Raw genomic sequence first — 26,653 nt, 5'->3', positions numbered from 1 at the left:
CTCGTAGGTCTCGATGATCTTTTGTCGCAAGTCTAAAGAATAGGGCTTCATCGGGTCGTGGCTCCTGCCTAGGTCTATAATTTATTGTCCTCTTCTATTGTACCTCATGCAAGTGCATACCGCTATAGTGCTTGCTAACTATCAGTCAAATCCTTTTGTAGTAAGGCTTCCAGTAATATTCAGCCAACCCTAGTTAGGGTTCGGAGATTGCTTGCGCCTACGTTGATTGGCGTTATGGCGGGAAATCAGTTAATATCGAGAGTTTACGCCAACGTTTTCGAGAGTTGCTCAAGCTACTGAAAAAGTGAGCTTGAGAGCAGTTATCTTAATGGTGAGGTAGGAAGTTTTCGTTTTGGGGAGTCGGTCGCCGGTCGTCCATAGCAAATTAGGTTACACTTCATCTTGATGAGAAAGGCTATGAACAAGACTATGTTAAGAAATGTAATCAAGTCCGAAACCCTTACTGTTGCATTGTCTGCACAGTTAACTTTATTTTTGTCCGACTACCGATAATTCTCAGCCAGCAATTTATAAGCAGATCAATGTCATCTTGTCAAGTATTTGAACAATCAATTCAGATTAAAGCTAGTGCCACGACGGTAGAGCGTTGTATCACGGATTTAGAGTTAATGCGTCGTTGGTTGAATCCGGTGTTAGTTTGTGAACCTATCGGCAATTGGAAGACCGATATCGGTGGGAGAAGTCGTTTTTTGATTCAAATCCCCCTAATTCAGCCAACGCTCAAAAGTACGGTGATTGAGAGAGAACCGGGATTAATTGTCTGGCAATTTGAAGGCTTTTTTCGCGGATGCGATCGCTGGGAATGTCAACCCAATGATGGCGGCACTTGTTTAATCAATCGTTTTGAGTTTGCGATTCCTAATCCAGTTGTGGGGTGGGGATTCCAGCAATTCGCAGCCAAATGGACTAAAAAGGATATGGAAGCGCAATTAAGACGCTTAAAACGAGTAGCCGAGGAAATTTATCTACTTTCAGCGACAAGTTAAGCTTATGGGGTGGTAAGCGGGGGGTTTTGGGGATGGGAGAATACCCTCACCCCCAACAGCTAACCCCTGATCCCTAATCGATCGAGATCGACTGGGGACCGTTGCCGTTATCCTGATTATTGTCGTTAAAACTGACTAATCCCTGCTGTTCTAACCATTTTTTGAGGGGATCGTCCGAAAGTTTCAAGCGCAGTAATCCAGAGGCAAAACCACCGAAAAAAGCGATCGGTTGTTGAATCAGTTCTTTAACAACGGGTTGTAATTCATCCAGAAACATCTTATTCTATCTCCTGATATTGTCACACCTATCAATGTTAAGTTAATTGAAGTGATTCTGTAAGACTAGCATGACTGAAACTTCCGACACGGTGAAAAAATCTTTCCGGCTAACCCCGTTTATTTTCCTGGGAATACTGCTCATCTGGCTAGGAATTAGGTTAATTGCTCCCGATAGCGTCAGTTTATTCGCCGGTACTCGTCCCGATTATTTGGGAGTCAGGGAGGGTAAACTAGCCCCTTGTCCGGCCACTCCTAATTGTGTTAGTAGTCAGAGTCAGGATCCGGCTCATTCGATCGAACCCCTTAGTTATCAGGGTAGCGGTGAAAAAGCGATCGAGCAATTAGCTAAAATTATCGCCTCCCAACCGAGAACTAAAATTATTAACCAAGATAGTAACTATCTCTACGCCGAATTTAGCAGTCAATGGATGGGATTTGTCGATGATGTGGAATTTTCTCTTAATCCTAGCAAAAATGCGATCGATGTTCGCTCGGCCTCCCGGTTAGGAGAATCGGATTTAAATGTCAATCGAGAACGAGTGGAAACCCTGAGAAAACTCTTTTCAGTGATCAGTAAACAGTAAACGGTGAACTGACTCGGAGAATAATATCAGAAAAATTATGTTTCGTCCCCAACCGATACCCGCAAAAGCAGGACAGGAATCCGTCTGGGATTATCCTCGTCCCCCACGCCTAGAATTATCGCCTAAACACCTAAAAATTATCTTTAATGGTGTGATAATTGCCGATACTAAAAGCAGTTATCGAGTTCTAGAAACCAGTCATCCTCCAGTTTATTATCTACCGCCCCAAGATATTAAAATGGAATACCTGCAAGCCACAGCAGAAAAGTCTTTTTGTGAGTGGAAAGGTCTAGCCGGATATTATAATATCGCCGTTGGGGATCAACAGGCAATTAACGCGGCTTGGTATTATCCGGACCCGACACCAGAGTTTCAGGCAATTAAGAATTATCTGGCTTTTTATCCTGCCAAAATGAGCGCTTGTTATGCTGACGGGGAATTAGTACAGCCGCAACCGGGCAACTTTTACGGAGGATGGATAACCTCCGATGTGGTTGGTCCGTTTAAAGGCGTTCCCAATAGTTGGGGCTGGTAATCACGTTAAGTCCCTTGAGTATTATGCTACCTGTCAGAAGGGGCAAAAGGCAAGAGGCAAAAGGCAAAAGGTAGCTACTGGCCAAAATTAATATTAATTAATTTTTTCCCCACACCCCACTTCCCCACACCCCCTTAACTCCTAGTTTCTACTTTTTACGAGAAATTATGACTATATCCCAACCCGATCTAGAACCCACTTGGATGACGATTATTCGCCTCTTGCGCTGGGATAAACCCGCCGGTAGGTTAATTTTGATGATTCCCGCTTTATGGGCGGTATTTTTGGCGGCAGAGGGGGTGCCACCACTACCCTTGATCGGGGTGATCGTTTTGGGAACTTTGGCCACTAGCGCCGCCGGCTGTGTGGTTAACGATCTTTGGGATCGGGATATCGATCCACAGGTCGATCGCACTCGTAACCGTCCTTTAGCGGCCAGAGCTTTATCGATCAAGGTTGGTTTGATTATCGCTCTAATTGCTTTCTTTTGCGCCGCAATTTTAGCTTTATATCTGAATTTCCTGAGTTTTTGCCTATGTTTAGCCGCCGTTCCCTTGATTATCTGCTATCCTCTCGCCAAGCGTTTTTTTCCCGTACCCCAATTGGTTCTTTCTCTCGCTTGGGGTTTTGCGGTTTTAATCTGTTGGAGTGCCGTCACTGGGTCGTTAAATAGTAATACATTTATATTATGGGGAGCGGTGATTTTTTGGACATTGGCATTTGATACTATTTATGCTCTGTCCGATCGAGAGGATGATCTCAAGGTTGGTATTAACTCTAGTGCCATATTTTTCGGCAAATACGCCCCAGAAGCCGTAGGGGTCTTTTTTGCCCTAACAGTGGGTTTATTGGCTTGGGAGGGGCAAAAAATGCAGTTATCAGCCTTTTTTTGGCTAGGGTTGGGTCTAGCGGTGATCGCTTGGTTGCGTCAATACCGGCTGTTACGTCAATCGGATTTACCTAAACCAGTTTATGGTCAAATGTTCGCTCAAAATGTTTGGGTCGGTTTTATTTTATTAGCGGCTATGATTGGGGGAAGTTTGTATTAAAACTCCCCCAAAAATGTCCCTAGAGTCAGTTTGTCTATTCTGACTCTAATAATCCCATTACCTTAGCTGATGGGTGTTCACCAGTCATCAAAGCTACCCGTCTTTGAAAATTTTTCTCCACAGCAATGCAGGTATTTAAGGGATCTAAAATACCCTTTCTGATTTCCCTTTCCCAAGAATAATTTCTTTCTCGGTGTTTAAATCTTGATAATTGCTGGGTGAAAACAGTAACCACTTGATAAATGATTTTTAAATCGTAAAGAGAATCAATTTGAGAAATTTTAACCGCTAAAGCCCGAAATTGACGGGATATTTCTTGGGCTTGCTCTTGACTACAGCCATGGTCACGATGATAATAATTAACTACTTCTGCCATGTACTGAGCGTGTTTAGCGGCATTTTGAATGCTATGTTGAGCATTTTCCACGGGGGCAAGAAATCGATCTAATAATAGCTGTTGAGCGTAGGCATCGCGAAGGGAAGAATTAGAGATTATTTGCAATTCGGTCATTCTTTCTTCATGTTTACGGCGATTTTCGGCATAAATCTCCGTCAGAATAGTATCTAACAGCTTGGGAATTGGGTAAAAGACATCAATCATAGGAAAATTTAGCTTAGTTTGTCTAGAGACAAGAAGCTCTATCGATAGAATTACCCAAAATTGTAGCAGTTATCTGAATAGTCAGGTACGATAAAATCAAGTTAGTAAATTACCGCCCCTTAACCAATGTCTAACTCGAAATCTAGTAGCGTTTGGGACCACAAACCCCGTTGGTGTCAACCTTGGTCGATTTTATTGACAGGAATTACCCTGATTGCCGGGTGTTGGTTTTTAACTCAGCATCTCTGGTTAACCCTACTCCTATCTATTCCCATACTCCTGTGGTGGTTTGTCTTCCTAATTCTTTATCCGAGGACGCTGCAGCAACAGTTAAACACAGAAAGAATCGGGGAAAGCATTGATTAAAACAGGAAAGACAGGACAGGGATTTTTATCCTGTAATTGACTACTTTCGTCTCCGCGAAAAGTGTTCCAACGGAAAGGAGCTTTTTTTTCACTCGACATCCATAAAAGTCTTTTTGCTCGCGTCATCGCTACATACAAAAGTCGGTATTCTTCAGCTTTTTTAAGTTGTCCAGCTTCTAACCAAGCGCTTAAAGGTGGGGGAATAATTGGTATGCTGTCGGGGTTTAAATAGCGTTGATGAACCGCTGCTCGAATTTGCGCTCGGGCTACTTCTGCGAGGGTAAAATCTCCCAAAAATTTCGCCCCATTGGGGACCCAAGGTTTGCCAGGAATAATATCTTCGTGAAGAAAGGGAATAAAAACATAATCCCAGTCTAAACCCTTGGCTTTGTGCATAGTAATAATCGTCAGTTGTCCGGGACGAGTATAACAATCGTCGTTATCTTCTTCCACTCCTTCAAAGCGCTCAGAGGCGATAATTTCATTAAGAGTATTAATTGTATTTTTTAGAGAACTATTACCGGCAGTTTCCTGATAAATACGGGCGGTTAATTTTTGCAAAGTGGCTAATTCTGACCCCGAATATTGGAGAGTCATAGCGAAAAAAGATAGGAGTTGATAATGGGGTAATTCTAATCTAGCTTTTAGTAAACTGCAGCAATAACGACGGGCAATTTTTTCGTTAGATTTCAGTTCAGGATCGAGGGGAGTGGGATAAAGAAATTGTTCGGGATAGGTAACTAAAGGATTTAAGTCTTGGGCAGTAATTAAACCCCTAAATTGTAGCACTTCTAAGACCGCTTTGAGATAATCGGGAGAGTGGGGACGTTCGACAAAAGCTAATAGTTTCAGCATTTCGGCGGGAATTTGGGAAAAGCGTTCAATCTCGTTAGCTTCAAAAATTCTGATTTGATAACTTTTGTAAAAATGGGCGAATTTTTGAGCAAAAAAGTGTCCTTGTCGATTTTCTCTAACGAGGATAGCGGCATTATGTTGAGGGTTTTCTTGGAGTAATTTAACTAGACGTTTTTCGATTAATTCTACTGTTTGATAAATGTCATCGGGTTGATAAATTTCTAATCCTTTTCCCTCCTTGACTGGATTAGGTTGGGGATCTTCAGTGCTGACGGGAAGAATCGCTTGAACCCGAAAAGGAGCCTCGGTAACTTTATGATTATCTTTTCCCTGTTTCCAATCTCGATCGACCCATTGTAACACTAAATTAGCAGCTTCAATAATTTTATTATTGCTGCGACCTGCTTGGTTCATAGTGGATAAATTGCCTTGGTTTTGACAACTTTCACAAAACCAATTAAAGTAAACAGGATCGGCGGGGGTAAAGGTGGAATTAATGGCTTGATTGGGATCGCCGACGCGAATTAAATTAGGTATTTCCTCGTCATTATTTTTTGCTAAAATAGTAATTAGTTTTTCTTGGAGAGGACTAGAATCCTGTGCCTCATCTTCAAAGACTCCAAAGACAGATTTTTGCTCTTGTCGACGAATTTTTTCTTCCTTTAATACTCGCAAGGCTCCTAAAATCATGTCATCATAATCTATGTAGTTTTTCTGACGCATCAGGATTTCATACTGTTTGTACAAACCACTAGCCATAGCGAGAATTTGATAATTATCGTCGGTATAGTGGCTTAATTCCCAGACTTGCTGCGGTGATAATCCAGAACTTTTTAGCTCATGAATGGCCGTATGGGCAAGACTAGGTAAAATTTCAGTTCTCAGCACCGATTGACGGCGTAATCTTTCGGTTTCTTCCCCATCAAATTCCACTCCTTCTAATAACTTTTGATAACGAATTGGATCGGCAATTAGCCATTTTTCCACTGAGTTTCTAATAATTCTGTGGCTAGGAGTCGGAATAACTAAGGTAGAAGATTCGAGGTCTAATCCCGATACTTCTGGGTAACGACGGGCCAATTGTAGGGCCAGTCCGTGCAGAGTTTGAACGCTGAAACCTTGGGCTGAAAGTTGTAAATCTTGCAAGCGTTGTTTAATTTTAGCTTTAATACTAGCGGCAGCCGATCGCGTGTAAGTGACAATAATTAACTGTTTTTTAGCATGAAGTTGCTCACGAGCAATAACCATGGCGGCAGCTACGGCTAAACTGTGGGATTTTCCTGCCCCTGGCACCGCAGAAATGGCCATTTTTCCCCCTTGCCAATCGGCTAATTCCTGTTGTCCGGCGCGCAGTTGTTGCCGGAGATTGACCAGTAAATTTTCTCGATTAATTACTTTAGTGTCGCTCATTATGCCACGCCAATTTTATTGTTAGTTTAATTGTATTACTATTTTATTTTATCCTTAAACTAATTGCTGTAAAAGTTACCTACAGATAACTAGAATGGGGAGATGGGGATTTTTAGTGAACAGTAAACAGTAAGCAGTAATCAGTGAAAAGACGGTAGCGAAGTTTTCCCCTAATACTGTCCACTTAAAACTGTAATCTGATCACTGATCACTGATTACTGATATGTAGCCAATTTTGTTGTACTTCTACCCGAATTTTGCCAGTTAAGGAGGAAGTGGCATCGCGATTAACACCAGTAATGAGATTAACCACTGACTCAACTTCGGCAAAATTAGGCGATGAGGGTAAATGTTGAGCCAAAAATAAACGAATCACTCGTCTTTGTATCGCTAGAGGTAAAATTTGTAAAGGAGAGCGATCGAGTCTTTGTTGATCTAGATCGATAACCTGACGAAAAATATCCTGGGCAATACTATCTAAAAAATCGCTTTCTGCTTCCAAAATTTCGGCAGTTTGGGCGAGATGTTTTTCGATTTGGGGGTTTAAATTAGTTTGCAGGTAGGGTAATAATTCCCGACGGATGCGATTGCGAGCATAGCGTAAATTTTCATTAGCTCGATCGTACCAAATCGGTAATTCTCGACTTTGACAAAAATCGAAAGTTTCCCCGCGAGTAACATTTAAGAGGGGACGGACTAAAAAAATATCTGGGGTTAAACTTGTCAACCAAGTTAAGGCAGAAAGTCCATCACTACCAGCCCCGCGCGTGAGATTATAAAGAAAAGTTTCCGCTCGATCGCTCCTAGTGTGTGCCGTGAGAAGATAATTAAAACCCTGTTCTTGGGCGATTGTTTGTAAAGCTTGATAACGCCATTGTCGGGCTTTGGCTTCCGTTTCCGCCATGGGGGGTGCGGTGGCAATGTAAACGGGTAATTGCCAAATTTCGGCGATTTTCTGAACGTGAGCCACTAATCCTCGGTCCTGGGACCAACGGTGATCACAATGAGCGATCGCTAGTTGCCAACCCCAACGAGAGCGCAAATCCAGCAATAATTGACCTAAACAGAGGGAATCCTGACCCGCCGACAATGCCACTAACAGAGAGGCATTTTTAGGTAGTAATTCTCCCTTTTTCACCGTAGTTTCCAGACGAGTATGGAGAGGTGTCCAAAAATTAGCCAAAATTTTTAGATTTATTTACTTGACAAATGACAGATAACCAGAAAAGGAGAAGGGTGAGAGAATTATGAATTATGAATTATGAATTGGGAAGTATTTTCAGTGAACAGTAAACAGTGAACAGTGAACAGTAAACAGTGAAAAGACAGTAGGAAACTGCTATTTAATACTGCTCACTGAAAACTCAAATCTGATAACTGATAACTGATAACTGATAACTGATAACTGATAACTGATAACTGATTTAACCTTGCCAATTAACCCAATCTTGGGGTTTGAGGAAGACATCATAGAGTTTTGCTTCTGGGGTGTTTGGTGCCGGTTGATAACAGTATTCCCAACGGACTAAAGGAGGTAAAGACATCAAAATCGACTCGGTACGACCGTTAGTTTGCAACCCAAAAATCGTGCCACGATCATAAACTAAATTAAATTCTACATAACGACCGCGACGATAGAGTTGAAACTGACGTTCTCTGTCACCGTATTCCGTCGAGCGCCGTTTCTGAACAATGGGAACGTAAGCGGGTAGAAAAGCCCGGCCACAGTCATTAATGAAACTAAAAATTTCTTCCCAGCTGCGGGGTTGTTGGGGAGATAGTTTTTCTGAATAGATAGCGGCCTCACTTTCGGCAAAAGGACCGCGATAGAGAGGATCTAAACCGTCTTGGTAATCAAAGAAAATCCCGCCGATGCCTCTGGCTTCCTGACGATGATTGAGATAAAAATATTCATCACACCAGCGTTTAAAAACGGGATAATATTCGGGATGATGTTGGTCGCAAACCTGTTTAAAAGTGCGGTGAAAATGACTAGCATCTTCTTCAAAAGCATAGTAGGGAGTTAAATCGGCACCGCCGCCAAACCACCAAACTGGACCTGCTTCAAAATAGCGATAATTGAGGTGAACCGTGGGAATATAAGGATTGCGAGGATGTAAGACCATCGAGGTTCCCGTGGCGTAAAATTGATGACCAGCAGCCTCGGGCCGTTGTTTGGCAATGCTAGGAGGTAATTCTTTCCCCCAAACTTCCGAAAAATTCACCCCTGCTTGTTCAAAAATTGCCCCTTCCCGCAAAACTCGCGAACGTCCGCCGCCACCTTCGGGCCGTTGCCAACTATCTTCGATAAATTTTGCTTGTCCATCTACTTCTTCTAATCCCTGACAAATTTCATCCTGTAGGGATTTCATAAATTCACTGACGCGGCTACGGCTGTCACTGGCGGGCAAATTGGCAAGGGTGGGGGTTGTGGTGAATGCAGTCATACTCAAGGATCAAAATTGATAACTCAGTGATTATATTACTACTGGGTGATGAAACGGCCGATCTTCGATACTTAACTTAACATTTAGACGGGTTGGGGGTTTTTCAGTGATCAGTGTTATCTAAACTATGGTCTGAATTAACACAAAAGGTTGCACGATTAGTGCATTAAAAAGGTTATCGGGATGGGAATTCCAATCGCTTAATTGCTCTTGTGTCGGCTTTTCTAGTAGTTTTTCCCCGATCCAATTCTGCACTTGAGCAACCTGATCACTGGCGATCGCTTCTGCCACTTCGATTAAATTGAGGGAATCGGAAACCAGGATCAGCGCATCCCTTTGAGCATGGGGGATCAAGTCACTCCACTCCACTTCGGCTAATTCCTCTAATAACTGCTCGTGAATATTACCCATACTGTCAATCCTTGCGAAAAAGCTCGCTCAATAACGAATTAGCCCTTTCTTCTAGCATACAGGCAAAGGGACGACCGATTTCCCCATCTATAGTAATGTTAAGCTAAAATATAACGAACGTTCGATATTAAACTTATGCCTAAGATAGTAGATGTAGAACAATACCGAAAAGAACTCCTCTTAAAAAGTGCCGAACTCTTTGCCGAGAAAGGCTATGCTGACATGACGACGAGAGAATTAGCGCAAGGATTGGGAGTGTCCACGGGAACGCTGTATCACTACTTTCCCAGTAAAGCGGCACTTTTCGAGCAATTAGTTGAGGAGATGTGCCGGCAGGATGTTTTATTAGCTAAAGCCGAGATCGATCGAGGAAAAACCCTGACAGAAAAGCTAAAAATTCTCGGAAAATTTATGACTAATTGCGAGGATTCCTGCATCAAACAATTATTCTTATGGATTGATTATTCTCAATATCAAGGACGAGAAGAACTGCGTCGTAGTCAATTTTTTGAGTGCGTTGATCGCCGCTATCATCAGGCAGTAATCGAGATTTTAGGTATTAGCGATCCGAGTGTAGCTTGGTTAGTTGTCAGCGTTATTAATGGACTGATATTAGAGCGCCTGTGGTGCAATGAACAGATTGTGATCGATGAACAAATGGAATTATTAGGTAAAATTATTACTACTTATTTGCAGAAAAACTGTTAACCCCCAACAATCACTTATTAACTAAAAAATCATGAAAGGTAAAACTTTTGTTAAACCAAATCAAAAGTTAATGATCGGGTTAATAGTATTAGGCACAGGATTATTAGGAATAACCACCTTTTATAGTCTTTCCCAAGTCGCCACCAAACCCGAAACTAAAACCCCTGTAATTGCGTCGCCCACACCGCAAAAAATCACCGCTTTAGGCAGAATTGAACCGAGGACAGAAATTATCAGCATATCTGCCCCGATGTTGCTTGATTCCGATCGAGTCATGCAATTATTAGTCGATGAAGGAGATAGCGTCAAAACAGGACAAATAATCGCCATTCTCGAAAGTCAGGAAAGATTAGAGGATAACCTGCGACAGGCACAAGAACAGGTGAAAGTAGCCGCAGCCAAACTAGAACAGGTGAAAGCTGGGGCAAAAGTCGGCGAAATCGATGCTAATGCCGCTAACGTGCGGAAAATCGAGGCACAATGGTTAGGGGATCAAGCAACCCAAAGGACAACTATCCAAAGATTAACAGCGCAATTAGAAGGGGATAGGGCTGCCCAAAAAGCGACAATTGCTAAATTAGAAGCAGAATATCGCAATGCTAAAGCTGAATTTGATCGCCACGAAAAACTCTATCAAGAAGGGGCTATTTCCGCCTCTAGTTTTGATAGTAAAAGACTAAATTTAGAAACCAGTAATCAACAACTAACAGAAGCAAAAGTTACCCTAGAGAGAATTGAACGCACCGGTAAACAACAGATAGAAGAAGCCAAGACTACCCTAGCCCGGACTGAATCCACCGGTCAACAGCAGATCAAAGAGGCCAGATCCACTTTAAATCAAGTCTCGGAAGTGCGGGAAGTCGATGTGCGGGCAGCCCAAGCGGAGGTAAATGCTGCCCTAGTTGCCGTTAAAAAAGCCCAAACCGAGTTAAATCAAGCTTATATTCGATCGCCAATTACCGGCAAAGTGATTAAAGTCAATACCCGTATCGGGGAACAAATCAGCGCTCAAGGAATTGTTGACCTCGCTGAAACCGAGCGCATGGAAGTAATTGCCGAAATCTATCAAAGCGATATCGGGAAAATTCGCGAGGGACAAACTGCTAAAATTACCGGATCGGCGTTTACGGGCGAAGTTAGGGGAAAAGTGCGCTTAATTGCCTTAAAAGTTGACCAACAAAATATCTTCAGCAATCAACCAGGAGAAAACTTCGATCGCAAAGTTATCTCTGTCCGCATTGCCTTAGATCGCAAAAACAGTCAAAAAGTGGCAGGTTTAACCAATTCCCAAGTAACTGTAACTATCAATGAGTAGGTTTTCGATGAAACTAACCCATCTATTCAAAAAAACGCCCCTATCTTGGTTACAGGTGACGCGAGAGAAAACCCGTTTGATTGTAGCTATTGCCGGGATTGCCTTTGCTGACTTCCTGATTTTCACACAGTTGGGGTTTCGGGATGCCTTATTTGATGCTTCCGTTAAACCCCATTATGTCCTCGATGCGGATTTAGTCCTGATTAATCCCCAATTTGATACCCTCTTTGCCGTGAAAAGTTTCTCACGCGATCGCTTGTACCAAGCTAAAAGAGTCGAGGGCATTCAATCTATAGCCTCAGTTTATATTGCTTCGGCCCAGTGGCGCAATCCCGAAACTACCCTAGAAAGAACTACTTTAGTCTTTGGTTTTGATCCCAGTCAACGGGTTTTTACCCTCCCGGAAGTTAATCAAAAATCCAGTGATCTGAAGATGTTAAATCGCGTCCTGTATGATCAAGCAGGAAGACCAGAATTCGGTCCAATTGCCGATTTACTCCAGAAAAACCCCGATTTGACAGTTCAGTTAAATAAAAAAGAGGTACAGGTAGCGGGAATTTTTACCCTTGGTGCCTCCTTTGCTGCCGATGGTAACGTCATTAGTAGTGATTCTACCTTTTTAAGGCTCTTTCCCGAACGCCAACCCCACGAAATCGATCTAGGACTGATTAAACTGCAACCCGGGGCAAATATCGAGGCAGTAAAAGCCAATTTACAGGCACTTTTCCCTAAAAATGAAGTAATAGTCCTTACTTTAGAAGAATTTGCCGAAAGGGAAAAAACCTATTGGGCAAATGGTACAGCGATTGGTTTTATCTTTGGTTTAGGTACAGTAGTCGGTTTTATCGTCGGTATCGTCATTGTCTATCAGATTCTCTATTCCGATGTCACCGATCACTTACCCGAATACGCTACCCTAAAAGCTATGGGTTACGGTGATTGGTATTTAGTCGGGGTTTTGATGCAAGAGGCTTTATTACTAGCGGTTTTGGGGTATATACCAGGGTTTATCGTCTCTCTAGGTGTTTATAATCTCGCTTCCTCCGCTACACTTCTACCGATCATGATGACTACCGCTAGGGCGATCGAAGTTTTAATCCTGACAATTATTATGTGTATTGTCTCTGGAATTGTCGCTATGGGCAAATTAAGGACAGCAGATCCGGCCGATATTTTCTAAGCTATCAAGGGTGAAATAATGCTGATTTTTCAAAAAGAGCGAGAATTAGGGGATTTTAGCCCTAATGAACCCGTAATTGCCATTAAAGGCTTAAATCACTATTTTGGCACGGGGGAATTAAGAAAACAGGTTTTATACGATATCGATCTGGAAATTAAAGCGGGGGAAGTAGTGATTATGACTGGTCCTTCGGGATCGGGGAAAACTACTTTATTGAGTTTAATGGGAGGTTTGCGATCGGCACAAGCGGGCAGTTTAAAAATTCTCGGCCAAGAAATGTTAGGAATTGCTAAGGGCAAAATGCTGAAAATTCGCCGACAAATTGGCTATATTTTTCAAGCACATAATTTACTAAAATTCCTGACAGCGAAACAAAACGTGAGGATGTCTCTGGAACTGCACGAGGAGTTTTTAGAACAAGATCTCGATCAAAAAGCCACGGCAATTCTGGAGTCGGTGGGTTTAGGGGACCGCGTTGATTATTATCCCCATGATCTATCGGGGGGACAAAAACAACGGGTGGCGATCGCTCGCGCCCTCGTCAGTCATCCCAAATTAGTCCTCGCTGATGAACCGACCGCGGCCTTAGATAAACAATCCGGGCGCGATGTGGTGGAAATAATGCAGAAATTGGCAAAAGAACAAGGTTGCACGATTTTACTCGTCACCCACGATAACCGGATTCTCGACATCGCCGATCGCATTGTCAATATGGAGGATGGTCGTTTAAGCGATTAACTGCCCAAAAATTACTTGCCAAAAATCGGCCTTTCATGTTAGACTAAAATAATGTCATCTTGGAGAGGTGGCAGAGTGGTCGAATGCGGCAGATTGCTAATCTGTTGTACGAATCGTAAGACCGTACCGAGGGTTCGAATCCCTCCCTCTCCGTGTTTTTTCGGTATAACGGAATACCAATTTCCGATCCGTAAACGCTGAAATATGAGCAATTTAGGCGCAAAAAATCGCCACGGCCACGGGAATCACCCTGCGCTGTGTGCCGCTTACTGCCACAAGTCTCTAGGGCTTTGGCCTGGGTTTTTCTTCTTTCGGCTTCACATTAAAATAAGCCTCCATTACCTGACGTACCATAGGTGCGGCCACTTTACCACCACCACCGCCGGAATGTTCCGCAAAGGCGACCACAACAATTTCGGGCTTATCAAAAGGTTTACCCTGAGCTACGTCGAAGGGTGCGAAAGCTCCAAACCAAGCGTGGGACTTGCCCGGAGGTGCTTCTGCTGTGCCGCTTTTGCCCGCTACAGGCGGCAAAGCGGGGTCCGATAGGGCCCGACCAGTTCCTTCCGCTACCACGGCTCTCAGGGACTTTCTTAGGGTGTCTAGGGTGCTAGGTTTCATGTTCAAAGATTTTCGCCATTCCTTAACATCCCGGGCATCCTGTAAAAGGTGCGGTTTCACCAAAAAACCACCGTTAGCGGGGACGGCAAACATCACAGCTACCTGTAGGGGAGTCGCCAGGGTAAATCCTTGACCGATCGACATATTAATCGTATCCCCTACAGACCAATCCCAGTTTTTAAAATTACGCAGTTTCCAATCGCGATCGGCAATCAACCCTGGAGTTTCTTCCGCTAATTCTATCCCAGTTTTCTGACCGAAACCGTAGCGCCGGGCCATGGCAATTAAAGCCGGTCCCCCCACCCCGCGACCAATTTGACCGTGAAAAGTGTTACTACTCATGGCCATAGCCCGGACAAAACCCATCGGACCAAAACCGGCGCGATTCCATTCCCCGAAAGCTGTCCCCCCCACATAAAGGGCGGCAAAGGTATTTAAGACCGTATTGGGGGGAAATTTACCCGATTCCATGCCAGCAGTGGCAGTGACGACTTTAAAGGTGGAAGCGGGGGGGAATCCTTGCAGGGCGCGGTTAACAAACGGGTTGCCCTCCGCTTGCAGTTTTTTCCAAGTGGCGGTGGTAATTGGGGCCGAGAAAACATTGGGATCGAAACTAGGATAACTGACCATGGCCCGCACGGAACCATCCCGGGGATCGATCGCCACGATCGCACCTTTGCGTTTTCCTAAAGCGGCCTCGGCGGCTTTTTGGAGTTTTAAATCTAGTGTCAGGGTGACATCTTGCCCCGGTTTAGCAATTTTTTGGCCGAGAATTTGGATTACTTGTCCCGATCCGTTGACCTCTAACTGCATTCCCCCCCATTCTCCCCGCAATTTTGACTCGTAGGCGGCTTCTACACCCATTTTACCGACGACATCTCCCAATCGGTAGCCCTGGGGTTTTTTGGCTTGATATTCCTCCGGGGTTAGTTCCCCGGTATAACCGAGAATATGCGCCCCGATTTTACCATTGGGGTAGTAGCGCACTGATTCCACGTCCACTTCAATGCCAGTTAATTCGTCCTTGTATTCCTCTAAGGCAATAATTTGGGCCGGAGTTAAACCCCTAGCGATGCGGATCAGGGTGGAGGGGTTTTCGTCCGCTTCGTTAATGCGTTTTTCTAGGTCGCTTTTGGGAATTGCTAAAATACTGGCTAAACGGTCAAGATTGAGTTTTTGGGCGGGATTACGCTGGGATTTGGGCCAAATATAGGCCGCATGGGTTAAGCGGGCCGTGGCCAAAACTTTGCCATTGCGATCGAATAAGTTGCCCCGGACTGGGGGTTTGGGAAGAATGCGAATCCGGTTATTTTCTGCCCTTTCTCGGTTAATTTGTCCTTGCTGCAGTTGTAAATAGGCCAATCGTGAGCCAACTCCTCCTAGCAGGACAATGCTAATTAATCCCATAATTAGCCATGACTGACGCTGACGACCGACTAGACGCTCTTTATCTTTGATTTTATTCTGTAATTTATTCTGCGCTGGCCGCGTCGGCGAGGTGAGCGTTTTTTTCGGTTTCAGTTTGACTTTGGTTTTTGATAGGAGTCCGCTATTACGCATTTGCTTAAAGTTATAAAATTTAAAAGTTATTAGGGCAGTTATCAGTCATCAGTTATCAGTTATCAGTTATCAGTTATCAGTCATCAGTTATCAGTTATCAGTCATCAGTTATCAGTTATCAGTTATCAGTCATCAGTCATCAGTTATGAGATTTGAGTTTTAAGTAAGAAGTATTAAGTGAGTAGTTTTAAATAGCACTTTCCTGATGTCTTTTCACTGGTCACTGGTTACTGGTTACTGATCACTGGTTACTGATCACTGTTCACTGTTCACTGAAAAGGACGCAATACTAGGTGATTTAGCTCCTCTGTTTACTAAAGTTCAGGGTATCCGCAATATATCTTAACAAAATCGGAGTAAATACTGGGAGTGGAAGGAACCACTCCAGACACAGAGGACACAAAGATTGATCGCTTCTATAGTAAGTTAAAGAGAGCCAGGAAACTGGCGCATACATATAGTTAAGAGTTTGTCAAGTGTTTCTTAACTATATGTAACATTATCCCTTGTTAAAATGTAATCACACTGCGGATAGAATCCCCTTGTCGCATCAGGTCAAAGGCCTCGTTAATTCTTGCCAGAGGCAGAACATGGGTGATTAAATCATCAATGTTAATCTTGCCCTCCATGTACCAATCGACTATTTTTGGTACATCCGTACGACCTCTTGCCCCACCAAAAGCCGTACCTTTCCAGACGCGTCCGGTGACTAATTGAAAAGGACGGGTACTAATTTCCTGGCCAGCCCCGGCTACACCGATAATAGTGGCAACACCCCAACCCTTATGGCAACATTCCAAAGCTTGACGCATAATCTGGACATTGCCGATACACTCAAAACTATAATCGGCCCCACCTTTAGTTAAATCCACCAGATAGGCCACTAAATCCCCCTCGATTTCGTGGGGATTAACAAAATGAGTCATCCCGAATTTGGTCGCTAAAGCTTGTTTATGGGGATTGATATCGACCCCGACAATCATATCGGCCCCCACCAAACGGGCCCCTTGAATAACGTTTAAACCGATACCTCCCAGACCAAAAACCACCACTTTGGCCCCCGGTTCCACTTTAGCGGTATTAATCACCGCACCGATACCTGTAGTGACTCCGCAGCCGATATAACAGACTTTTTCAAAGGGAGCATCCGGGCGAATCTTGGCTAGGGAAATCTCCGGCAGCACGGTATAGTTAGCAAAAGTCGAGGTTCCCATGTAGTGATAAAGAGGCTGACCATCGAGGGAAAAACGACTGGTTCCATCCGGCATTACTCCCCGACCTTGGGTAAGACGAATTGCTTGACAGAGATTGGTTTTAAAGCTGAGACAGTATTCGCACTGACGACATTCGGGAATGTATAGGGGAATCACAGGATCACCCACTTTTAGGCTAGTGACACCTTTTCCCACTTCTACCACGATTCCGGCCCCTTCATGGCCTAAAATTGAGGGAAATAAGCCTTCAGGATCGGCCCCAGAGAGAGTATAGGCATCGGTGTGACAAACTCCCGTGGCTTTGATTTCTACTAACACTTCCCCCGCTTGTGGTGCTGCTAATTGTACCGTTTCAATGGTTAGGGGTTTTCCCGCTTCTAGGGCAACTGCCGCTCGAACATCCATAGGCTAAAAGCAATAGGTTTTTTCTAGTAGAATACCGCTAAAATGGGATATTGTAGCTAATAAATCAAAACTATCAGGATTTTTTCTGCTTTTCTTCACTATTTCACCTTGAAGATAGCTATCAGCGATCGGATTTGAGTTTTCAGTTCACTGTTTACTGGTCACATCTAAGCCTTCGACTGACGGCTTAGATGTGTAATTAATTTTGCTTAGATACTTACTTCCCACTTCCTACTTCCCACTGATAACTGATAACTGATAACTTATTTCCAACCGGCGCGATTCATTACCTGGACTGCTTTGGCTAAATTAGGACCATAATCGGCTACGCTGGCAGTATCTTCTTTCCCGCGTCCTAGTTTTGCTAAAACAGGGTCTAAAGCAATTCCTCTGACCACAGGATATTCTTGATTACCCTTGGCAAAAAAGTTCTGTGCTTCATTGCTAGAAAGATATTCTAAAAATTTAATTGCCGATTCTCGATTGGGGGCAGTTTTAATTAAACCACCACCGCTAATATTAACGTGAGCGCCGCGCCCTGTTTGGTCGGGGAAAATTACGCCTACTTGGTCATAAATTGCCCGTTTAGCTGGGTCTTTTTCTTCGGCATACCCAGCCAAGTAATAGGTGTTAGCTAGGGCTAAATCGGCAATTCCTGCGGCTACAGCTTCGATTTGTGCCTTATCATTCCCCTGGGGTGAACGGGCAAAATTAGCCACTAATCCCCGACACCATTTTTCTGCGGCCGTTTCCCCTTGGATGTCGATTAACCAAGCGGTAAAAGATTGACTATAGATGTTACTGGATGACCGGGTGACGACTTTTCCTTTCCATTTGGGATTGGTTAAATCTGCATAGGAATCGATTTCTCTGGGGTTAACTCTGTCTTTGTTGTACATAATTACCCGCAAGCGTTTACTAAACCCAAACCAGTGACCTTTGGGGTGACGCAAATTAGCGGGAATTCTTTGGGTAAGAATACGGGAATTGACGGGGGCAAAAATTCCCTGTTGGTCGGCGCGCCATAGTCTCCCCGCATCTACCGTCAGGAGTATATCAGCAGGACTATTGCGGCCTTCGCTTTTGATTCGTTCGATTAATGGGTCTGCTTCCCCTTCCACGAGGTTAATTTTTATTCCCGTTTGTCGGGTGAAGTTGTCGTACAATCGTCGATCGGTGTTGTAGTGACGGGAGGAATAGAGGTTTAATTGTTTAGTTTGGGCGGAAACCTCGTTTATTTTCCCTAATTGCCCCACCGCTAGGGCTAAGGTGGCTGTTCCCGCGCCTAGAAAGACTCTCCGAGTTATTTTATCGTTCATTGCTAGATTCTTGGCAAAGTTGTCTTTTGTTATTATACAGCTATTGAGAATAATTCTTATCTGTGCAAAAATTTGTTTGTCAGGCTAGGGCGCTAGATGGCGTAAAATCAAGGTAAAATCAGGGTTTTTTGTTTTGATGGGACTAATAAATCCCCAAATCTATCGCTATTTAAATTCAATAAGTCTGAGATGTTACCCTAAGCTCGATCGAGGCTATTGTGGAATGAGAGCAACGAGAGTCAAAGATAATGATCAACAGCGATCACCAACAAGCGATCGAGCTAATGTTAGCATCGGGAGACCTGCTCACTTGCGTCATCACAGGGTAGCGAAACTGTTTCAAGGATGGTTACAGTGGCGAAATCGAGAGCAATTTGAAATTTACTGTTATGGAATAGATATTAATAACACCGGCGATAACTTTACCAAACAATATCAAGAGCAAAGTGATTATTTTTATCAGTTTGATAATCTAGTCAATGGGGAAAAAATTGCCCAACATATTTTAGCCCGATTAAATTTTCGATCGCTTTGACCAAATCTTGATTAGTCCAATTCTGGTACAGATAAGATGCGATCGCACATCCCCCCGCACCGACTCCTTCCTTGACGAAACCCTGTTCATAAGCTTGCAAAACAGGGTATTTAGAGGCAGAAAAATCTAATTTTGTGGCTAATAAGGGTATTTTTCCGATCATGCTGGCTAATCCGATTGTATCCCCCGTTTTATCTTCCGCTACCCAACGAGTTGTGCCGACGATGATATTTTCCCAGTTAACCGGATAGGCATATTTAGCCACTAGAGCTTGAATTAGGGCAGAAACCGCCAACATTTGGGTTCCTCCGGCGAGGAGTACCCCACCCCGCCCACTGGCGGCGATGGCCATGCCAGCGACGAAAATCTGCTGAGGATCGCCTAGGGCGGCAATTACCTCAAAAGGATCAAAAAATTCTTTTCGGGCTAATCCCTGCTCAACTATTGCCTGTTTATGAGCATGATTGCACTGGGGATGGCTGCTGTTAACTTTGCCTTTGGCTTGATAACCCAATCCGGTGAGGATGGCGAGGGCGGTGGTGGTGCCACCGACCACACACTCGCCGATAATTAGATAACTAGACTCGCGGGCTAATTTTTCTCCCCAGGTTAGTCCTTGGGCGAACAGGTGTTTTACTATGGGGAGATCTAGGGCGCGGCTGGTGGAGAGACAACGGGCTGGTTGTCCCCCTAGTTCGATATAATCGACGGCTGGGGGCAAGGGTAAACCGGCGTTAAAAACCCGGACGGGAATGGCTAATTTTTCCACCACGGCGCGGGTAATATAGGCGGGGGAGGCTCCCACCGTTAGGGGGGGTAAGGGATAACGGGGATGGGGTGAAACTCCTTTAACGATAAATTCGGCATCGGCGATCGCAGTGTATTTTCTATCTTCTGGGGTAGCGCCGGCGGTGGAGATTCCGGAGATTAATCCTGTCTCGGTAAACCCCAAAACTAGGGCAAATATCGGACAAGATTTTTGATGGCGCTCTAACCAATTTTGCCCCTGTTCGATTTCCGTGTAAATTTTAATCATCTGTTGATTTTGTCCTCTTACTTATCACTATTTCCCTCTCTCCATGAGATGATCTTTGATTTCGACATATTTAGAAAATAAGTTATCAATACTAGCCAGTTTTGCCCCGTATGCTAAGGCTGTAGCCATAATAATACGGTCAAAAGGATCTTTGTGAATGGGAGATAAATTAACGGCTCTAATGGCAATTTCTGGGGTAATTGAAAATATATCTATTTTAGCTACTGTTAAAGCTTGTTGAATCCACTCTTGAAGGGGATAACTTAATTCTAATCTTCCCCGTTGGTTAGCAAGGGCTATTTCATAGCAAGAAATGGGGGAAACTCCGAGAGATTCTGCTAACTCAAATTTTTCTAGCCAATGATCGGGAAATCTGTCAAAATTGCCATTTATTAACCACAACCAAATATGAGTATCAAGCACAATTACTTCAGACATTCCCAATCTTCTTCATCTACAATAGGACTGACTATATCACCTAGTATTTTAGCTTTACCCACCATATTCTCCACTGGAAAACGCCGTTTAAATAAGGATGTTTTTTCTTCTAATAAGTTGTTTTTGCTGGCGGTGAAATTTTTAATTAATTGATAAAGTTCATCTAGTTGTTCTTCAGGTAAATTATCAATTGCTGTTTGAATAAGTTCTTTAACAGTCATAGTTTTACTCTCTATTTTCTGAACTTGAGTTATATTATAACACAACGGTTCCTTCAATAAAGGGACTCATCTTGAGATTTTACCTAAAATACAGCAGACTAAAAACTTTCTCCGCATTTGGTAAGCTAAGACTCATTTAAACCGTTTATTCTTAGATTAGCGGAATCTCCCCCAATGCAAGAATGTCTCGTCTCAAAAAGTAATTTAAACACTTAACAGCTTATGTCTTCCCTGTCTTCTGCAATTATCGATACTTGGCAACGTTTTTACCGAGATCCCCTGGCGGTAATAGGAGCGATCGCATTAATGATAATTATTCTTGCTGTTCTATTCGGTCCGATTTTCTATCGAGTCCCCATCGATACCATTGATTTTAGTCAAACCACCGCTCCCCCTAGTTTAAAACATCTTTTCGGGACTAATGATCTGGGCCAGGATCAATTAGCGAGGATTTTGGTGGGGGGTCGAATTTCCCTGGCGGTGGGGATTGCCGCTATGATGGTGGCGATGATTCTGGGGACGGCAATCGGGTCTATTTCTGGGTTTTACGGGGGGGCGATCGATGGCTTATTGATGCGATTAACGGATTTATTTCTATCTTTGCCGCAATTACCCCTACTTTTACTGATTGTCTATCTATTTCGCGATAGTATCAAAAAAATCGCCGGACCAGAAACGGGTATTTTTATCCTCGTGGTTTTGGTGATCGGGGGTTTAAATTGGATGTCGGTGGCGCGATTGGTGCGGGGAAATTTCTTAAAATTACGGGAGATGGAGTTTATCTCGGCTGCAAAAGCTTTGGGGTCCAATCCTTGGCGTTTGATCTGGGTGCATTTATTACCTAATGTTTTGGGGATGATAATCGTGGCAGCTACTTTAGCGGTGGGTAATGCGATTATTACCGAGTCAACCCTGAGTTTTTTGGGTTTGGGTTTCCCCCCCGATGTGCCGACTTGGGGACAAATGTTATTTAAAGCTAAAGATTACTTGACAACTGCCCCCCACTTGGTCATTTTTCCCGCTCTGGCTATCGTGATCACGGTGTTAAGTATTAATTTTATCGGTGATGGTTTACGCGATGTCTTCGATCCTAATGTTTGAGGAATTGTGGAAATAGATAATTGCCGAAAATTACCCGGAACCTCTATGATGATCAGTAGCGATGGTGAGGAAATAAATACTGTGAGTAGCGTAACTGTCATTAGCGATCAGAAGTTTGACCAAGAGGTTTTTGAGGTCGAAAAACCCGTTTTAGTCTATTTTTGGGCGAGTTGGTGCGGTCCGTGTCGTCTGGTATCCCCCTCGATCGATTGGGTGGCCAAAACCTACGACGAACGGCTAAAAGTAGTTAAACTAGAAGTGGATCCTAACCCCGACTCGGTGGCTAAATGTAAGGTGGAAGGTGTTCCCGCTTTACGCATCTTTAAAAATAACGAAATTATTGCCAGTCATGAAGGGGCGATCGGCAAACAACAATTACAATCTTTTATCGATACCTATGTCAGCTAATTAGGTATCTGTGGTTATGAGTAACTTAACCCTAGCACACCGCTTACAGGCACTGCAATCCAACGTTTTTGCCGATATGGATCGGGCAAAAGCTGCCAGTAGAGAAGCGGGTAATACCATTATTGATCTTTCGCTCGGTTCCTCCGATCTTGGGGCTGCCCCCCATGTTATCGATGCGATTGAGCGATCTCTCCACGATCCTCACACCCACGGCTATTTACTCCATAATGGGACCAGAGACTTCCGAATAACTGCCGCTAACTGGTATAGCGATCGCTTTGGTGTCCCCATCGATCCAGAAACGGAGGTTTTACCCCTGATTGGTTCTCAGGAAGGCACAGCCCATCTACCTTTAGCCCTTCTCAACCCTGGGGATTTTGCCCTACTCCTCGATCCGGGTTATCCCTCCCATTTGGGCGGTGTTGCCCTTGCGGGCGGTCAAATCTACGGGATGCCAATTTTGTCAAAAAATGACTTTCTGCCGGTTTTAGAGGACATTCCTGCGGCAGTGCTGGCACAATCGAAGCTGATGGTCTTGAGTTATCCCCATAATCCCACCACAGCGATCGCACCTTTGGCATTTTTCCAAAAAGCGGTTAATTTTTGCCGTCAGCATAATTTAGTTTTAATCCACGATTTTCCCTATCTAGACATCTTTTTTGCGGGAACATCGCCTCCCCCATCAATTTTACAGGCCGATCGAGCTAAAACTAATTCGATCGAGTTTTTTACCTTTTCCAAGTCCTATAATATGGGCGGTTTTCGCATCGGTTTCGCCATTGGCAACCCGCAGTTAATTATGGCTTTGCGACAGATTAAAGCTATGGTTGATTTTAATCAGTATTTGGGCATCCTTAACGGTGCGATCGCTGCTTTAACTGGTAATCAAGATTCGGTTAAGGAAACCGTCGCTATCTTCCAAAAACGCCGGGATGTGTTTATTAATGCCCTAAATCGCATCGGTTGGCCAGTTGCCACCCCGGCCGCCACTATGTACGTTTGGGCGAAAATTCCCCCCAGTTGGCCGGGTAATTCCGTAGATTTTTGTCGGCAATTGGTGGCCCAAACCGGTGTCGCGGTCTCTCCCGGTTCCGGTTTTGGCAAGGGTGGCGAGGGTTATGTGCGTTTTGCCCTAGTTCACGATCCCGATATTCTAGAGGCTGCCGTGGAGAAAATTGGCGCTTTTTTGGGATAAAACCGATACTCTAAGCAGTCAGCAAAAATAAATTTGGAACGATTTGGCGTCGTTTCAGCAATCACTCCAATTGTTAAGAATTGTACAACCCTCTTGCTATAGCAAAGATCGGGGTGGTTAGGACAATCAATCGCTGAAACCCTTGACCGATAAGAGTTTGAAAATTGAAAGCGTCCTAAATAACCCATTTTTTGCTATATAAGGCTTTTTATGTCATGAAACCCTAAATTTAGAATTGCTGCTAAGCAGTGGTTATGCTGCAATGGATAACTTTCGCCTTGTTGCTTCTGAATATTTCGGGTGATATTGGTAATGTGTCCACGCCAGAACCTTCTGGTGTTATCGGATTAGGCATACTAGGTGGTGGTTTAGTGGTGCGTAGCGTCGCTAAACGTCGTTAATCGGTGTGGGGTGGGGAGACGAGTTAAAATTTTCCTAATTTCCCACCCTTTGCGGTTAAAAGCTTTAATTGTGCTGCTGTCTTGGTAATTGATTGATTGCGTCGGGGGATAAATCAGTAAATCGGGCAATTTCTGGGACAGGAAAACCAGCAGATAGCATTTTTATGGCAATTTATCGAGCTTTCTCTTCTTTACCTTTTTGTAGTCCCTTTTCCTCGCCTTCCTCTAAAATATCTTGATAGATGACGGATTCTCTCATAATGTCACTCCGAGGGATTTTTTTGATCGTCTCTCGATTTAATACTAACCCAGCGAGAATACCCTCGATCGCCGGTGTTGACATCCTGTATTTGTCGCAACTGTTGCCCAGTAAAATCGTAGCGCGGAATACATTATCGGCAAAATTCAGTTTTAACCATGCACTCAAATCTTCCTATAGCGGTAAGCGCTTGAGTGAGATACAAACCAAGCTTTGCCTAGCATGGTTTATAGCTCGTGACACTGTACCTCATACGACTGCACACCGCTATAAAAATTTCTTGACAATTGCTAGAGAAAGAGGTAAGTTACAAACAGTTTAATTCTATTAAGTTTTGTAACATTAGCTATATTTATGAACAACGGCAGAAGTAAGAAGCATGGCTTATTAAAGGCTTTGCTGAAATCCTTTTCCCTAGTCACGGCCACTGCGCTCGGATGTATTAGTATCGCCACCAGTGCCACTGCGACCAGTTTGTCTTTTTCTTCCACTTTCGGTGCCGCTGGTTCGGGGAACGGTGAGTTCAATTCCCCCTCTGGTATCGACGGCGGGAGCGGTGGTAATATCTATGTAGCCGATACGTTCAACGATCGCGTACAGCCATCCGACTCCAGTGATGTCTTCCAGTCCACTTTCAGTAACCCTGGTTCGGGGTACGGTCAGTTCAGTGGTGTCTTCCAGTCCGCTTTCGGTAGCTCCGATTCGGTGGACGTTCAGTTCAATCGCCCCCGTGATATCGCCGTCGATAGCGGTGATAATATTTCTGTAGCCGATACGTTCGACGATCGCTTACAGGCATTTAGTCCGAGTCAGCCGCCAGTGTCCACTCCCGAACTTTTTGGTCTTATCGGATTAGGCATACTAGGTAGTGGTTTAGTGGTGCGTAGCGTCGCTAAACGTCGTTAATCGGTGTGGGGTGGGGAAATGAGCCGAAATTTTCCTAATTCCCCACCCTTTGCGGTTAAAAGCTTTAATTGTGCTGCTGTCTTGGTAATTGATTGATTGCGTCGGGGGATAAATCAGTAAATCGAGCGATTTCTGGGACAGGAAAACCAGGAGAAAGCATTTTCAGGGCAATTTGTCGAGCTTTTTCCTTTTTGCCTTTTTCCTCTCCTTCCTCTAGAATATCTTGGTTAAATCTAAGGCTTTTTTCTTTAATTTAACCATTGGTGCAAATCTTCCAAATCGGAAAAGTTCAATAAGGCAAGAGCCAAATTATCCAATTGATTAGGATTTAACTGTTTAATTTTTTGTTCTACCTTTAAAGGAATAGAACCTAGTTTTAAATTTAGCTGACGCAAAATTAGGCTTTTTTTAGCCGATAATTCTCCTTCTTCTCTGCCTTCCTCTCTGCCTTCCTCTCTGCCTTCCTCTCTGCCTTCCTCTAAAGCTTCTTGATAGACCTTAGTTTCTCTTAAATCACTTAAACTAAACATTTTTTCAATCTCCTTACGGTTTAATTTGGGCAGTTTATAAATGATAATTGTCTCGATTAATTCTAGAATATCCTGTCTTTTTAAAGACTCCTGGAATTGTTGTCTAACTTGTTGAATCAGTTCTTTGCCTTGGGCTAAGGTCTTTTGTTCCGATTCTACAATTAATTGTAACACTTTTACCCCCAGAGAATCCCCCTCACCTAATTGATTCAGATAATAACAGTTAACCCGTCCTGACTCAAAGAATTCTTGATAACGAGATTTGGGACTGTTTTCAATTTCCCGATGGGGATAAATGATCACCCCTTGCCAATTGTTATTACTCTCACTCTGATGAAAATAGAGAAATATTTCACTAAAAAAGCGCGAGTAAAACCGTTCATCTTTTTGAAATTGTACCTCAACAAAGTAAATCGGATCATTGAGGTTATCGGGAAGAAAAACCCCATCTAAACGAAAAGCTAGTTGTTTAACTTCTAGGGAGGAAAATTGATAATGATTGACGGTTTCCGGGGGAAGATTGAGCAAATCAAAGAAACTTTGCGGAAAAGTCTGAAAGAGACGATAGAAAATACTGTCCGTTTTCACTCAATTTTGTCCATCAATGACTTGTTGTACTTGTTCAATCTCTAAGTCTAAAGCTTGGGCAATTTGTTCTACACTTAATCCTAAGACCGATAAACGGGGTATAGAGTTTAATTTAGCCGATAATTCTCCTTCTTCTCTGCCTTCCTCTCTGCCTTCCTCCAAAGCTTCTTGATAGACTTTAGTTTCTCTTAAATCACTTAAACTAAACATAGCTTCTATCTCCTTACGGTTTAATTTGGGCAGTTTATAAATGATAATTGTCTCGATTAATTCTAGAATATCCTGTCTTTTTAAAGACTCCTGGAATTGTTGTCTAACTTGTTGAATCAGTTCTTTGCCTTGGGCTAAGGTCTTTTGTTCCGATTCTACAATTAATTGTAACACTTTTACCCCCAGAGAATCCCCCTCACCTAATTGATTCAGATAATAAC

Annotated in this window: 28 protein-coding genes, 1 tRNA gene and 2 pseudogenes; 16 read left to right on the top strand and 15 right to left on the bottom strand. The window is 43.6% G+C overall.

Features of this window, described 5'->3' with window-relative positions; all coding sequences use genetic code 11:
• The first annotated feature begins 542 nt into the window (after positions 1-542).
• A complete protein-coding gene (locus MiAbW_RS16775) occupies positions 543-1,007 on the top strand; it encodes an SRPBCC family protein (RefSeq protein WP_151697028.1) in 465 nt (154 codons plus the stop codon).
• Between the two features lie 73 nt (positions 1,008-1,080).
• Here the strand turns inward: MiAbW_RS16775 and MiAbW_RS16770 are convergent, their stop codons facing one another.
• Entirely contained in the window at positions 1,081-1,284 is a 204-nt protein-coding gene (locus MiAbW_RS16770; RefSeq protein WP_002762986.1) for a hypothetical protein, read from the bottom strand.
• A 70-nt stretch (positions 1,285-1,354) separates the two neighbouring features.
• Here MiAbW_RS16770 and MiAbW_RS16765 point away from each other — a divergent pair, with 70 nt between their 5' ends.
• From MiAbW_RS16765 to MiAbW_RS16755, 3 genes are all read left to right on the top strand, one after another.
• On the top strand, positions 1,355-1,870 hold the full coding sequence (locus MiAbW_RS16765; protein ID WP_151697027.1) for a DUF1499 domain-containing protein: 516 nt from the start codon (positions 1,355-1,357) through the stop codon (positions 1,868-1,870).
• 37 nt (positions 1,871-1,907) lie between these two features.
• Positions 1,908-2,405 carry a DUF427 domain-containing protein gene (locus MiAbW_RS16760; protein ID WP_108936620.1) on the top strand — a complete coding sequence of 166 codons (498 nt, stop codon included), beginning with the start codon at positions 1,908-1,910 and terminating at the stop codon, positions 2,403-2,405.
• Positions 2,406-2,572: 167 nt separating this feature from the next.
• On the top strand, positions 2,573-3,454 hold the full coding sequence (locus tag MiAbW_RS16755) for a 4-hydroxybenzoate solanesyltransferase (RefSeq protein ID WP_151697026.1): 882 nt from the start codon (positions 2,573-2,575) through the stop codon (positions 3,452-3,454).
• 34 nt (positions 3,455-3,488) lie between these two features.
• On the opposite strand, the gene MiAbW_RS16750 is transcribed toward MiAbW_RS16755, so the two are convergent.
• The gene (locus MiAbW_RS16750) at positions 3,489-4,055 is read right to left on the bottom strand and encodes a hypothetical protein (protein WP_151697025.1); all 567 of its coding nucleotides are present in this window, start codon (positions 4,053-4,055) and stop codon (positions 3,489-3,491) included.
• A gap of 126 nt (positions 4,056-4,181) precedes the next feature.
• Here MiAbW_RS16750 and MiAbW_RS16745 point away from each other — a divergent pair, with 126 nt between their 5' ends.
• Entirely contained in the window at positions 4,182-4,421 is a 240-nt protein-coding gene (locus tag MiAbW_RS16745; protein WP_151697024.1) for a DUF6737 family protein, read from the top strand.
• Here the strand turns inward: MiAbW_RS16745 and MiAbW_RS16740 are convergent.
• The 4 genes from MiAbW_RS16740 to MiAbW_RS16720 form a co-directional block, all read right to left on the bottom strand.
• On the bottom strand, positions 4,386-6,686 hold the full coding sequence (locus tag MiAbW_RS16740; protein ID WP_151697023.1) for an ATP-dependent helicase: 2,301 nt from the start codon (positions 6,684-6,686) through the stop codon (positions 4,386-4,388). The genes MiAbW_RS16745 and MiAbW_RS16740 overlap by 36 nt on opposite strands.
• 208 nt (positions 6,687-6,894) lie before the next feature.
• A complete protein-coding gene (gene tilS, locus MiAbW_RS16735; RefSeq protein WP_151697022.1) occupies positions 6,895-7,869 on the bottom strand; it encodes a tRNA lysidine(34) synthetase TilS in 975 nt (324 codons plus the stop codon).
• 241 nt (positions 7,870-8,110) lie between these two features.
• Entirely contained in the window at positions 8,111-9,133 is a 1,023-nt protein-coding gene (gene hemF, locus MiAbW_RS16725; protein ID WP_151697021.1) for an oxygen-dependent coproporphyrinogen oxidase, read from the bottom strand.
• A 120-nt stretch (positions 9,134-9,253) separates the two neighbouring features.
• Positions 9,254-9,544, bottom strand: a complete 291-nt coding sequence (locus MiAbW_RS16720; protein WP_151697020.1) for a DUF2288 domain-containing protein — start codon at positions 9,542-9,544, stop codon at positions 9,254-9,256.
• A 135-nt stretch (positions 9,545-9,679) separates the two neighbouring features.
• On the opposite strand from MiAbW_RS16720, the gene MiAbW_RS16715 reads away from it, so the two are divergent.
• From MiAbW_RS16715 to MiAbW_RS16695, 5 genes are all read left to right on the top strand, one after another.
• Positions 9,680-10,252, top strand: a complete 573-nt coding sequence (locus tag MiAbW_RS16715) for a TetR/AcrR family transcriptional regulator (RefSeq protein WP_151697019.1) — start codon at positions 9,680-9,682, stop codon at positions 10,250-10,252.
• A 31-nt stretch (positions 10,253-10,283) separates the two neighbouring features.
• Complete coding sequence (locus tag MiAbW_RS16710) at positions 10,284-11,567, top strand: HlyD family efflux transporter periplasmic adaptor subunit (RefSeq protein WP_151697018.1); 1,284 nt, start codon at positions 10,284-10,286, stop codon at positions 11,565-11,567.
• Between the two features lie 7 nt (positions 11,568-11,574).
• Positions 11,575-12,747, top strand: a complete 1,173-nt coding sequence (devC, locus tag MiAbW_RS16705) for an ABC transporter permease DevC (RefSeq protein WP_151697017.1) — start codon at positions 11,575-11,577, stop codon at positions 12,745-12,747.
• Between the two features lie 18 nt (positions 12,748-12,765).
• Complete coding sequence (locus MiAbW_RS16700) at positions 12,766-13,485, top strand: DevA family ABC transporter ATP-binding protein (protein WP_151697016.1); 720 nt, start codon at positions 12,766-12,768, stop codon at positions 13,483-13,485.
• Positions 13,486-13,546: 61 nt separating this feature from the next.
• Positions 13,547-13,638: transfer RNA gene (locus MiAbW_RS16695), tRNA-Ser, on the top strand.
• A 129-nt stretch (positions 13,639-13,767) separates the two neighbouring features.
• Here the strand turns inward: MiAbW_RS16695 and mrdA are convergent.
• From mrdA to MiAbW_RS16675, 3 genes are all read right to left on the bottom strand, one after another.
• The gene (gene mrdA / locus MiAbW_RS16685) at positions 13,768-15,666 is read right to left on the bottom strand and encodes a penicillin-binding protein 2 (RefSeq protein WP_151697015.1); all 1,899 of its coding nucleotides are present in this window, start codon (positions 15,664-15,666) and stop codon (positions 13,768-13,770) included.
• A gap of 509 nt (positions 15,667-16,175) precedes the next feature.
• Positions 16,176-17,285, bottom strand: coding sequence for an S-(hydroxymethyl)glutathione dehydrogenase/class III alcohol dehydrogenase (locus tag MiAbW_RS16680; RefSeq protein ID WP_151697014.1), 1,110 nt, complete (start codon positions 17,283-17,285; stop codon positions 16,176-16,178).
• A 263-nt stretch (positions 17,286-17,548) separates the two neighbouring features.
• Complete coding sequence (locus tag MiAbW_RS16675; RefSeq protein WP_151697013.1) at positions 17,549-18,604, bottom strand: Fe(3+) ABC transporter substrate-binding protein; 1,056 nt, start codon at positions 18,602-18,604, stop codon at positions 17,549-17,551.
• Positions 18,605-18,827: 223 nt separating this feature from the next.
• Between MiAbW_RS16675 and MiAbW_RS16670 the strand changes: the two genes are divergently transcribed.
• Entirely contained in the window at positions 18,828-19,139 is a 312-nt protein-coding gene (locus MiAbW_RS16670; protein WP_238707325.1) for a hypothetical protein, read from the top strand.
• On the opposite strand, the gene cobT is transcribed toward MiAbW_RS16670, so the two are convergent.
• The 3 genes from cobT to MiAbW_RS16655 are packed head-to-tail and all read right to left on the bottom strand — an operon-like array spanning position 19,081 to position 20,834.
• Positions 19,081-20,175, bottom strand: a complete 1,095-nt coding sequence (gene cobT, locus MiAbW_RS16665) for a nicotinate mononucleotide-dependent phosphoribosyltransferase CobT (RefSeq protein WP_151697012.1) — start codon at positions 20,173-20,175, stop codon at positions 19,081-19,083. The two genes, MiAbW_RS16670 and cobT, sit on opposite strands and share 59 nt — an antisense overlap.
• A 27-nt stretch (positions 20,176-20,202) precedes the next feature.
• A complete protein-coding gene (locus tag MiAbW_RS16660; protein WP_151697011.1) occupies positions 20,203-20,613 on the bottom strand; it encodes a type II toxin-antitoxin system VapC family toxin in 411 nt (136 codons plus the stop codon).
• Positions 20,601-20,834, bottom strand: a complete 234-nt coding sequence (locus MiAbW_RS16655; RefSeq protein WP_052426663.1) for a hypothetical protein — start codon at positions 20,832-20,834, stop codon at positions 20,601-20,603. The genes MiAbW_RS16660 and MiAbW_RS16655 overlap by 13 nt, the downstream gene beginning before the upstream one ends.
• 222 nt (positions 20,835-21,056) lie before the next feature.
• Between MiAbW_RS16655 and MiAbW_RS16650 the strand changes: the two genes are divergently transcribed.
• The 4 genes and pseudogenes from MiAbW_RS16650 to MiAbW_RS20745 form a co-directional block, all read left to right on the top strand.
• Complete coding sequence (locus MiAbW_RS16650) at positions 21,057-21,935, top strand: ABC transporter permease (RefSeq protein WP_151697010.1); 879 nt, start codon at positions 21,057-21,059, stop codon at positions 21,933-21,935.
• 45 nt (positions 21,936-21,980) lie between these two features.
• The gene (locus MiAbW_RS16645) at positions 21,981-22,343 is read left to right on the top strand and encodes a thioredoxin family protein (protein WP_151697030.1); all 363 of its coding nucleotides are present in this window, start codon (positions 21,981-21,983) and stop codon (positions 22,341-22,343) included.
• 16 nt (positions 22,344-22,359) lie between these two features.
• Positions 22,360-23,538, top strand: coding sequence for an LL-diaminopimelate aminotransferase (locus tag MiAbW_RS16640; RefSeq protein ID WP_151697009.1), 1,179 nt, complete (start codon positions 22,360-22,362; stop codon positions 23,536-23,538).
• A gap of 320 nt (positions 23,539-23,858) precedes the next feature.
• A pseudogene (locus MiAbW_RS20745) lies at positions 23,859-23,939 on the top strand (PEP-CTERM sorting domain-containing protein); the annotation flags it as partial.
• Between the two features lie 64 nt (positions 23,940-24,003).
• Here MiAbW_RS20745 and MiAbW_RS20605 read toward each other — a convergent pair.
• Positions 24,004-24,270: pseudogene (locus MiAbW_RS20605) on the bottom strand (Rpn family recombination-promoting nuclease/putative transposase); the annotation flags it as partial.
• Between the two features lie 282 nt (positions 24,271-24,552).
• On the opposite strand from MiAbW_RS20605, the gene MiAbW_RS16625 reads away from it, so the two are divergent.
• Entirely contained in the window at positions 24,553-25,104 is a 552-nt protein-coding gene (locus tag MiAbW_RS16625) for a hypothetical protein (protein ID WP_151697008.1), read from the top strand.
• Between the two features lie 248 nt (positions 25,105-25,352).
• Here the strand turns inward: MiAbW_RS16625 and MiAbW_RS16615 are convergent, their stop codons facing one another.
• Positions 25,353-26,222, bottom strand: coding sequence for an Rpn family recombination-promoting nuclease/putative transposase (locus tag MiAbW_RS16615; protein WP_151697007.1), 870 nt, complete (start codon positions 26,220-26,222; stop codon positions 25,353-25,355).
• Positions 26,223-26,653: Rpn family recombination-promoting nuclease/putative transposase (locus MiAbW_RS16610; protein WP_151697006.1), on the bottom strand; the 431-nt coding region annotated here is incomplete at its 5' end.

The sequence above is a fragment of the Microcystis aeruginosa NIES-4325 genome (genome assembly GCF_008974145.1).
GTDB lineage: Bacteria > Cyanobacteriota > Cyanobacteriia > Cyanobacteriales > Microcystaceae > Microcystis > Microcystis aeruginosa_G.
This window is presented reverse-complemented; position numbering and strand designations above follow the sequence as displayed.

What these genes read in the sequence shown, in the direction of transcription:
- MiAbW_RS16775 (WP_151697028.1), top strand. Translation starts at nt 543, where the DNA reads ATGTCATCTTGTCAAGTATTTGAACAATCAATTCAGATTAAAGCTAGT.
- MiAbW_RS16770 (WP_002762986.1), bottom strand. Translation starts at nt 1,284, where the DNA reads ATGTTTCTGGATGAATTACAACCCGTTGTTAAAGAACTGATTCAACAA.
- MiAbW_RS16765 (WP_151697027.1), top strand. Translation starts at nt 1,355, where the DNA reads ATGACTGAAACTTCCGACACGGTGAAAAAATCTTTCCGGCTAACCCCG.
- MiAbW_RS16760 (WP_108936620.1), top strand. Translation starts at nt 1,908, where the DNA reads ATGTTTCGTCCCCAACCGATACCCGCAAAAGCAGGACAGGAATCCGTC.
- MiAbW_RS16755 (WP_151697026.1), top strand. Translation starts at nt 2,573, where the DNA reads ATGACTATATCCCAACCCGATCTAGAACCCACTTGGATGACGATTATT.
- MiAbW_RS16750 (WP_151697025.1), bottom strand. Translation starts at nt 4,055, where the DNA reads ATGATTGATGTCTTTTACCCAATTCCCAAGCTGTTAGATACTATTCTG.
- MiAbW_RS16745 (WP_151697024.1), top strand. Translation starts at nt 4,182, where the DNA reads ATGTCTAACTCGAAATCTAGTAGCGTTTGGGACCACAAACCCCGTTGG.
- MiAbW_RS16740 (WP_151697023.1), bottom strand. Translation starts at nt 6,686, where the DNA reads ATGAGCGACACTAAAGTAATTAATCGAGAAAATTTACTGGTCAATCTC.
- hemF (WP_151697021.1), bottom strand. Translation starts at nt 9,133, where the DNA reads ATGACTGCATTCACCACAACCCCCACCCTTGCCAATTTGCCCGCCAGT.
- MiAbW_RS16720 (WP_151697020.1), bottom strand. Translation starts at nt 9,544, where the DNA reads ATGGGTAATATTCACGAGCAGTTATTAGAGGAATTAGCCGAAGTGGAG.
- MiAbW_RS16715 (WP_151697019.1), top strand. Translation starts at nt 9,680, where the DNA reads ATGCCTAAGATAGTAGATGTAGAACAATACCGAAAAGAACTCCTCTTA.
- MiAbW_RS16710 (WP_151697018.1), top strand. Translation starts at nt 10,284, where the DNA reads ATGAAAGGTAAAACTTTTGTTAAACCAAATCAAAAGTTAATGATCGGG.
- devC (WP_151697017.1), top strand. Translation starts at nt 11,575, where the DNA reads ATGAAACTAACCCATCTATTCAAAAAAACGCCCCTATCTTGGTTACAG.
- MiAbW_RS16700 (WP_151697016.1), top strand. Translation starts at nt 12,766, where the DNA reads ATGCTGATTTTTCAAAAAGAGCGAGAATTAGGGGATTTTAGCCCTAAT.
- mrdA (WP_151697015.1), bottom strand. Translation starts at nt 15,666, where the DNA reads ATGCGTAATAGCGGACTCCTATCAAAAACCAAAGTCAAACTGAAACCG.
- MiAbW_RS16680 (WP_151697014.1), bottom strand. Translation starts at nt 17,285, where the DNA reads ATGGATGTTCGAGCGGCAGTTGCCCTAGAAGCGGGAAAACCCCTAACC.
- MiAbW_RS16675 (WP_151697013.1), bottom strand. Translation starts at nt 18,604, where the DNA reads ATGAACGATAAAATAACTCGGAGAGTCTTTCTAGGCGCGGGAACAGCC.
- MiAbW_RS16670 (WP_238707325.1), top strand. Translation starts at nt 18,828, where the DNA reads ATGAGAGCAACGAGAGTCAAAGATAATGATCAACAGCGATCACCAACA.
- cobT (WP_151697012.1), bottom strand. Translation starts at nt 20,175, where the DNA reads ATGATTAAAATTTACACGGAAATCGAACAGGGGCAAAATTGGTTAGAG.
- MiAbW_RS16660 (WP_151697011.1), bottom strand. Translation starts at nt 20,613, where the DNA reads ATGTCTGAAGTAATTGTGCTTGATACTCATATTTGGTTGTGGTTAATA.
- MiAbW_RS16655 (WP_052426663.1), bottom strand. Translation starts at nt 20,834, where the DNA reads ATGACTGTTAAAGAACTTATTCAAACAGCAATTGATAATTTACCTGAA.
- MiAbW_RS16650 (WP_151697010.1), top strand. Translation starts at nt 21,057, where the DNA reads ATGTCTTCCCTGTCTTCTGCAATTATCGATACTTGGCAACGTTTTTAC.
- MiAbW_RS16645 (WP_151697030.1), top strand. Translation starts at nt 21,981, where the DNA reads ATGATGATCAGTAGCGATGGTGAGGAAATAAATACTGTGAGTAGCGTA.
- MiAbW_RS16640 (WP_151697009.1), top strand. Translation starts at nt 22,360, where the DNA reads ATGAGTAACTTAACCCTAGCACACCGCTTACAGGCACTGCAATCCAAC.
- MiAbW_RS16625 (WP_151697008.1), top strand. Translation starts at nt 24,553, where the DNA reads ATGAACAACGGCAGAAGTAAGAAGCATGGCTTATTAAAGGCTTTGCTG.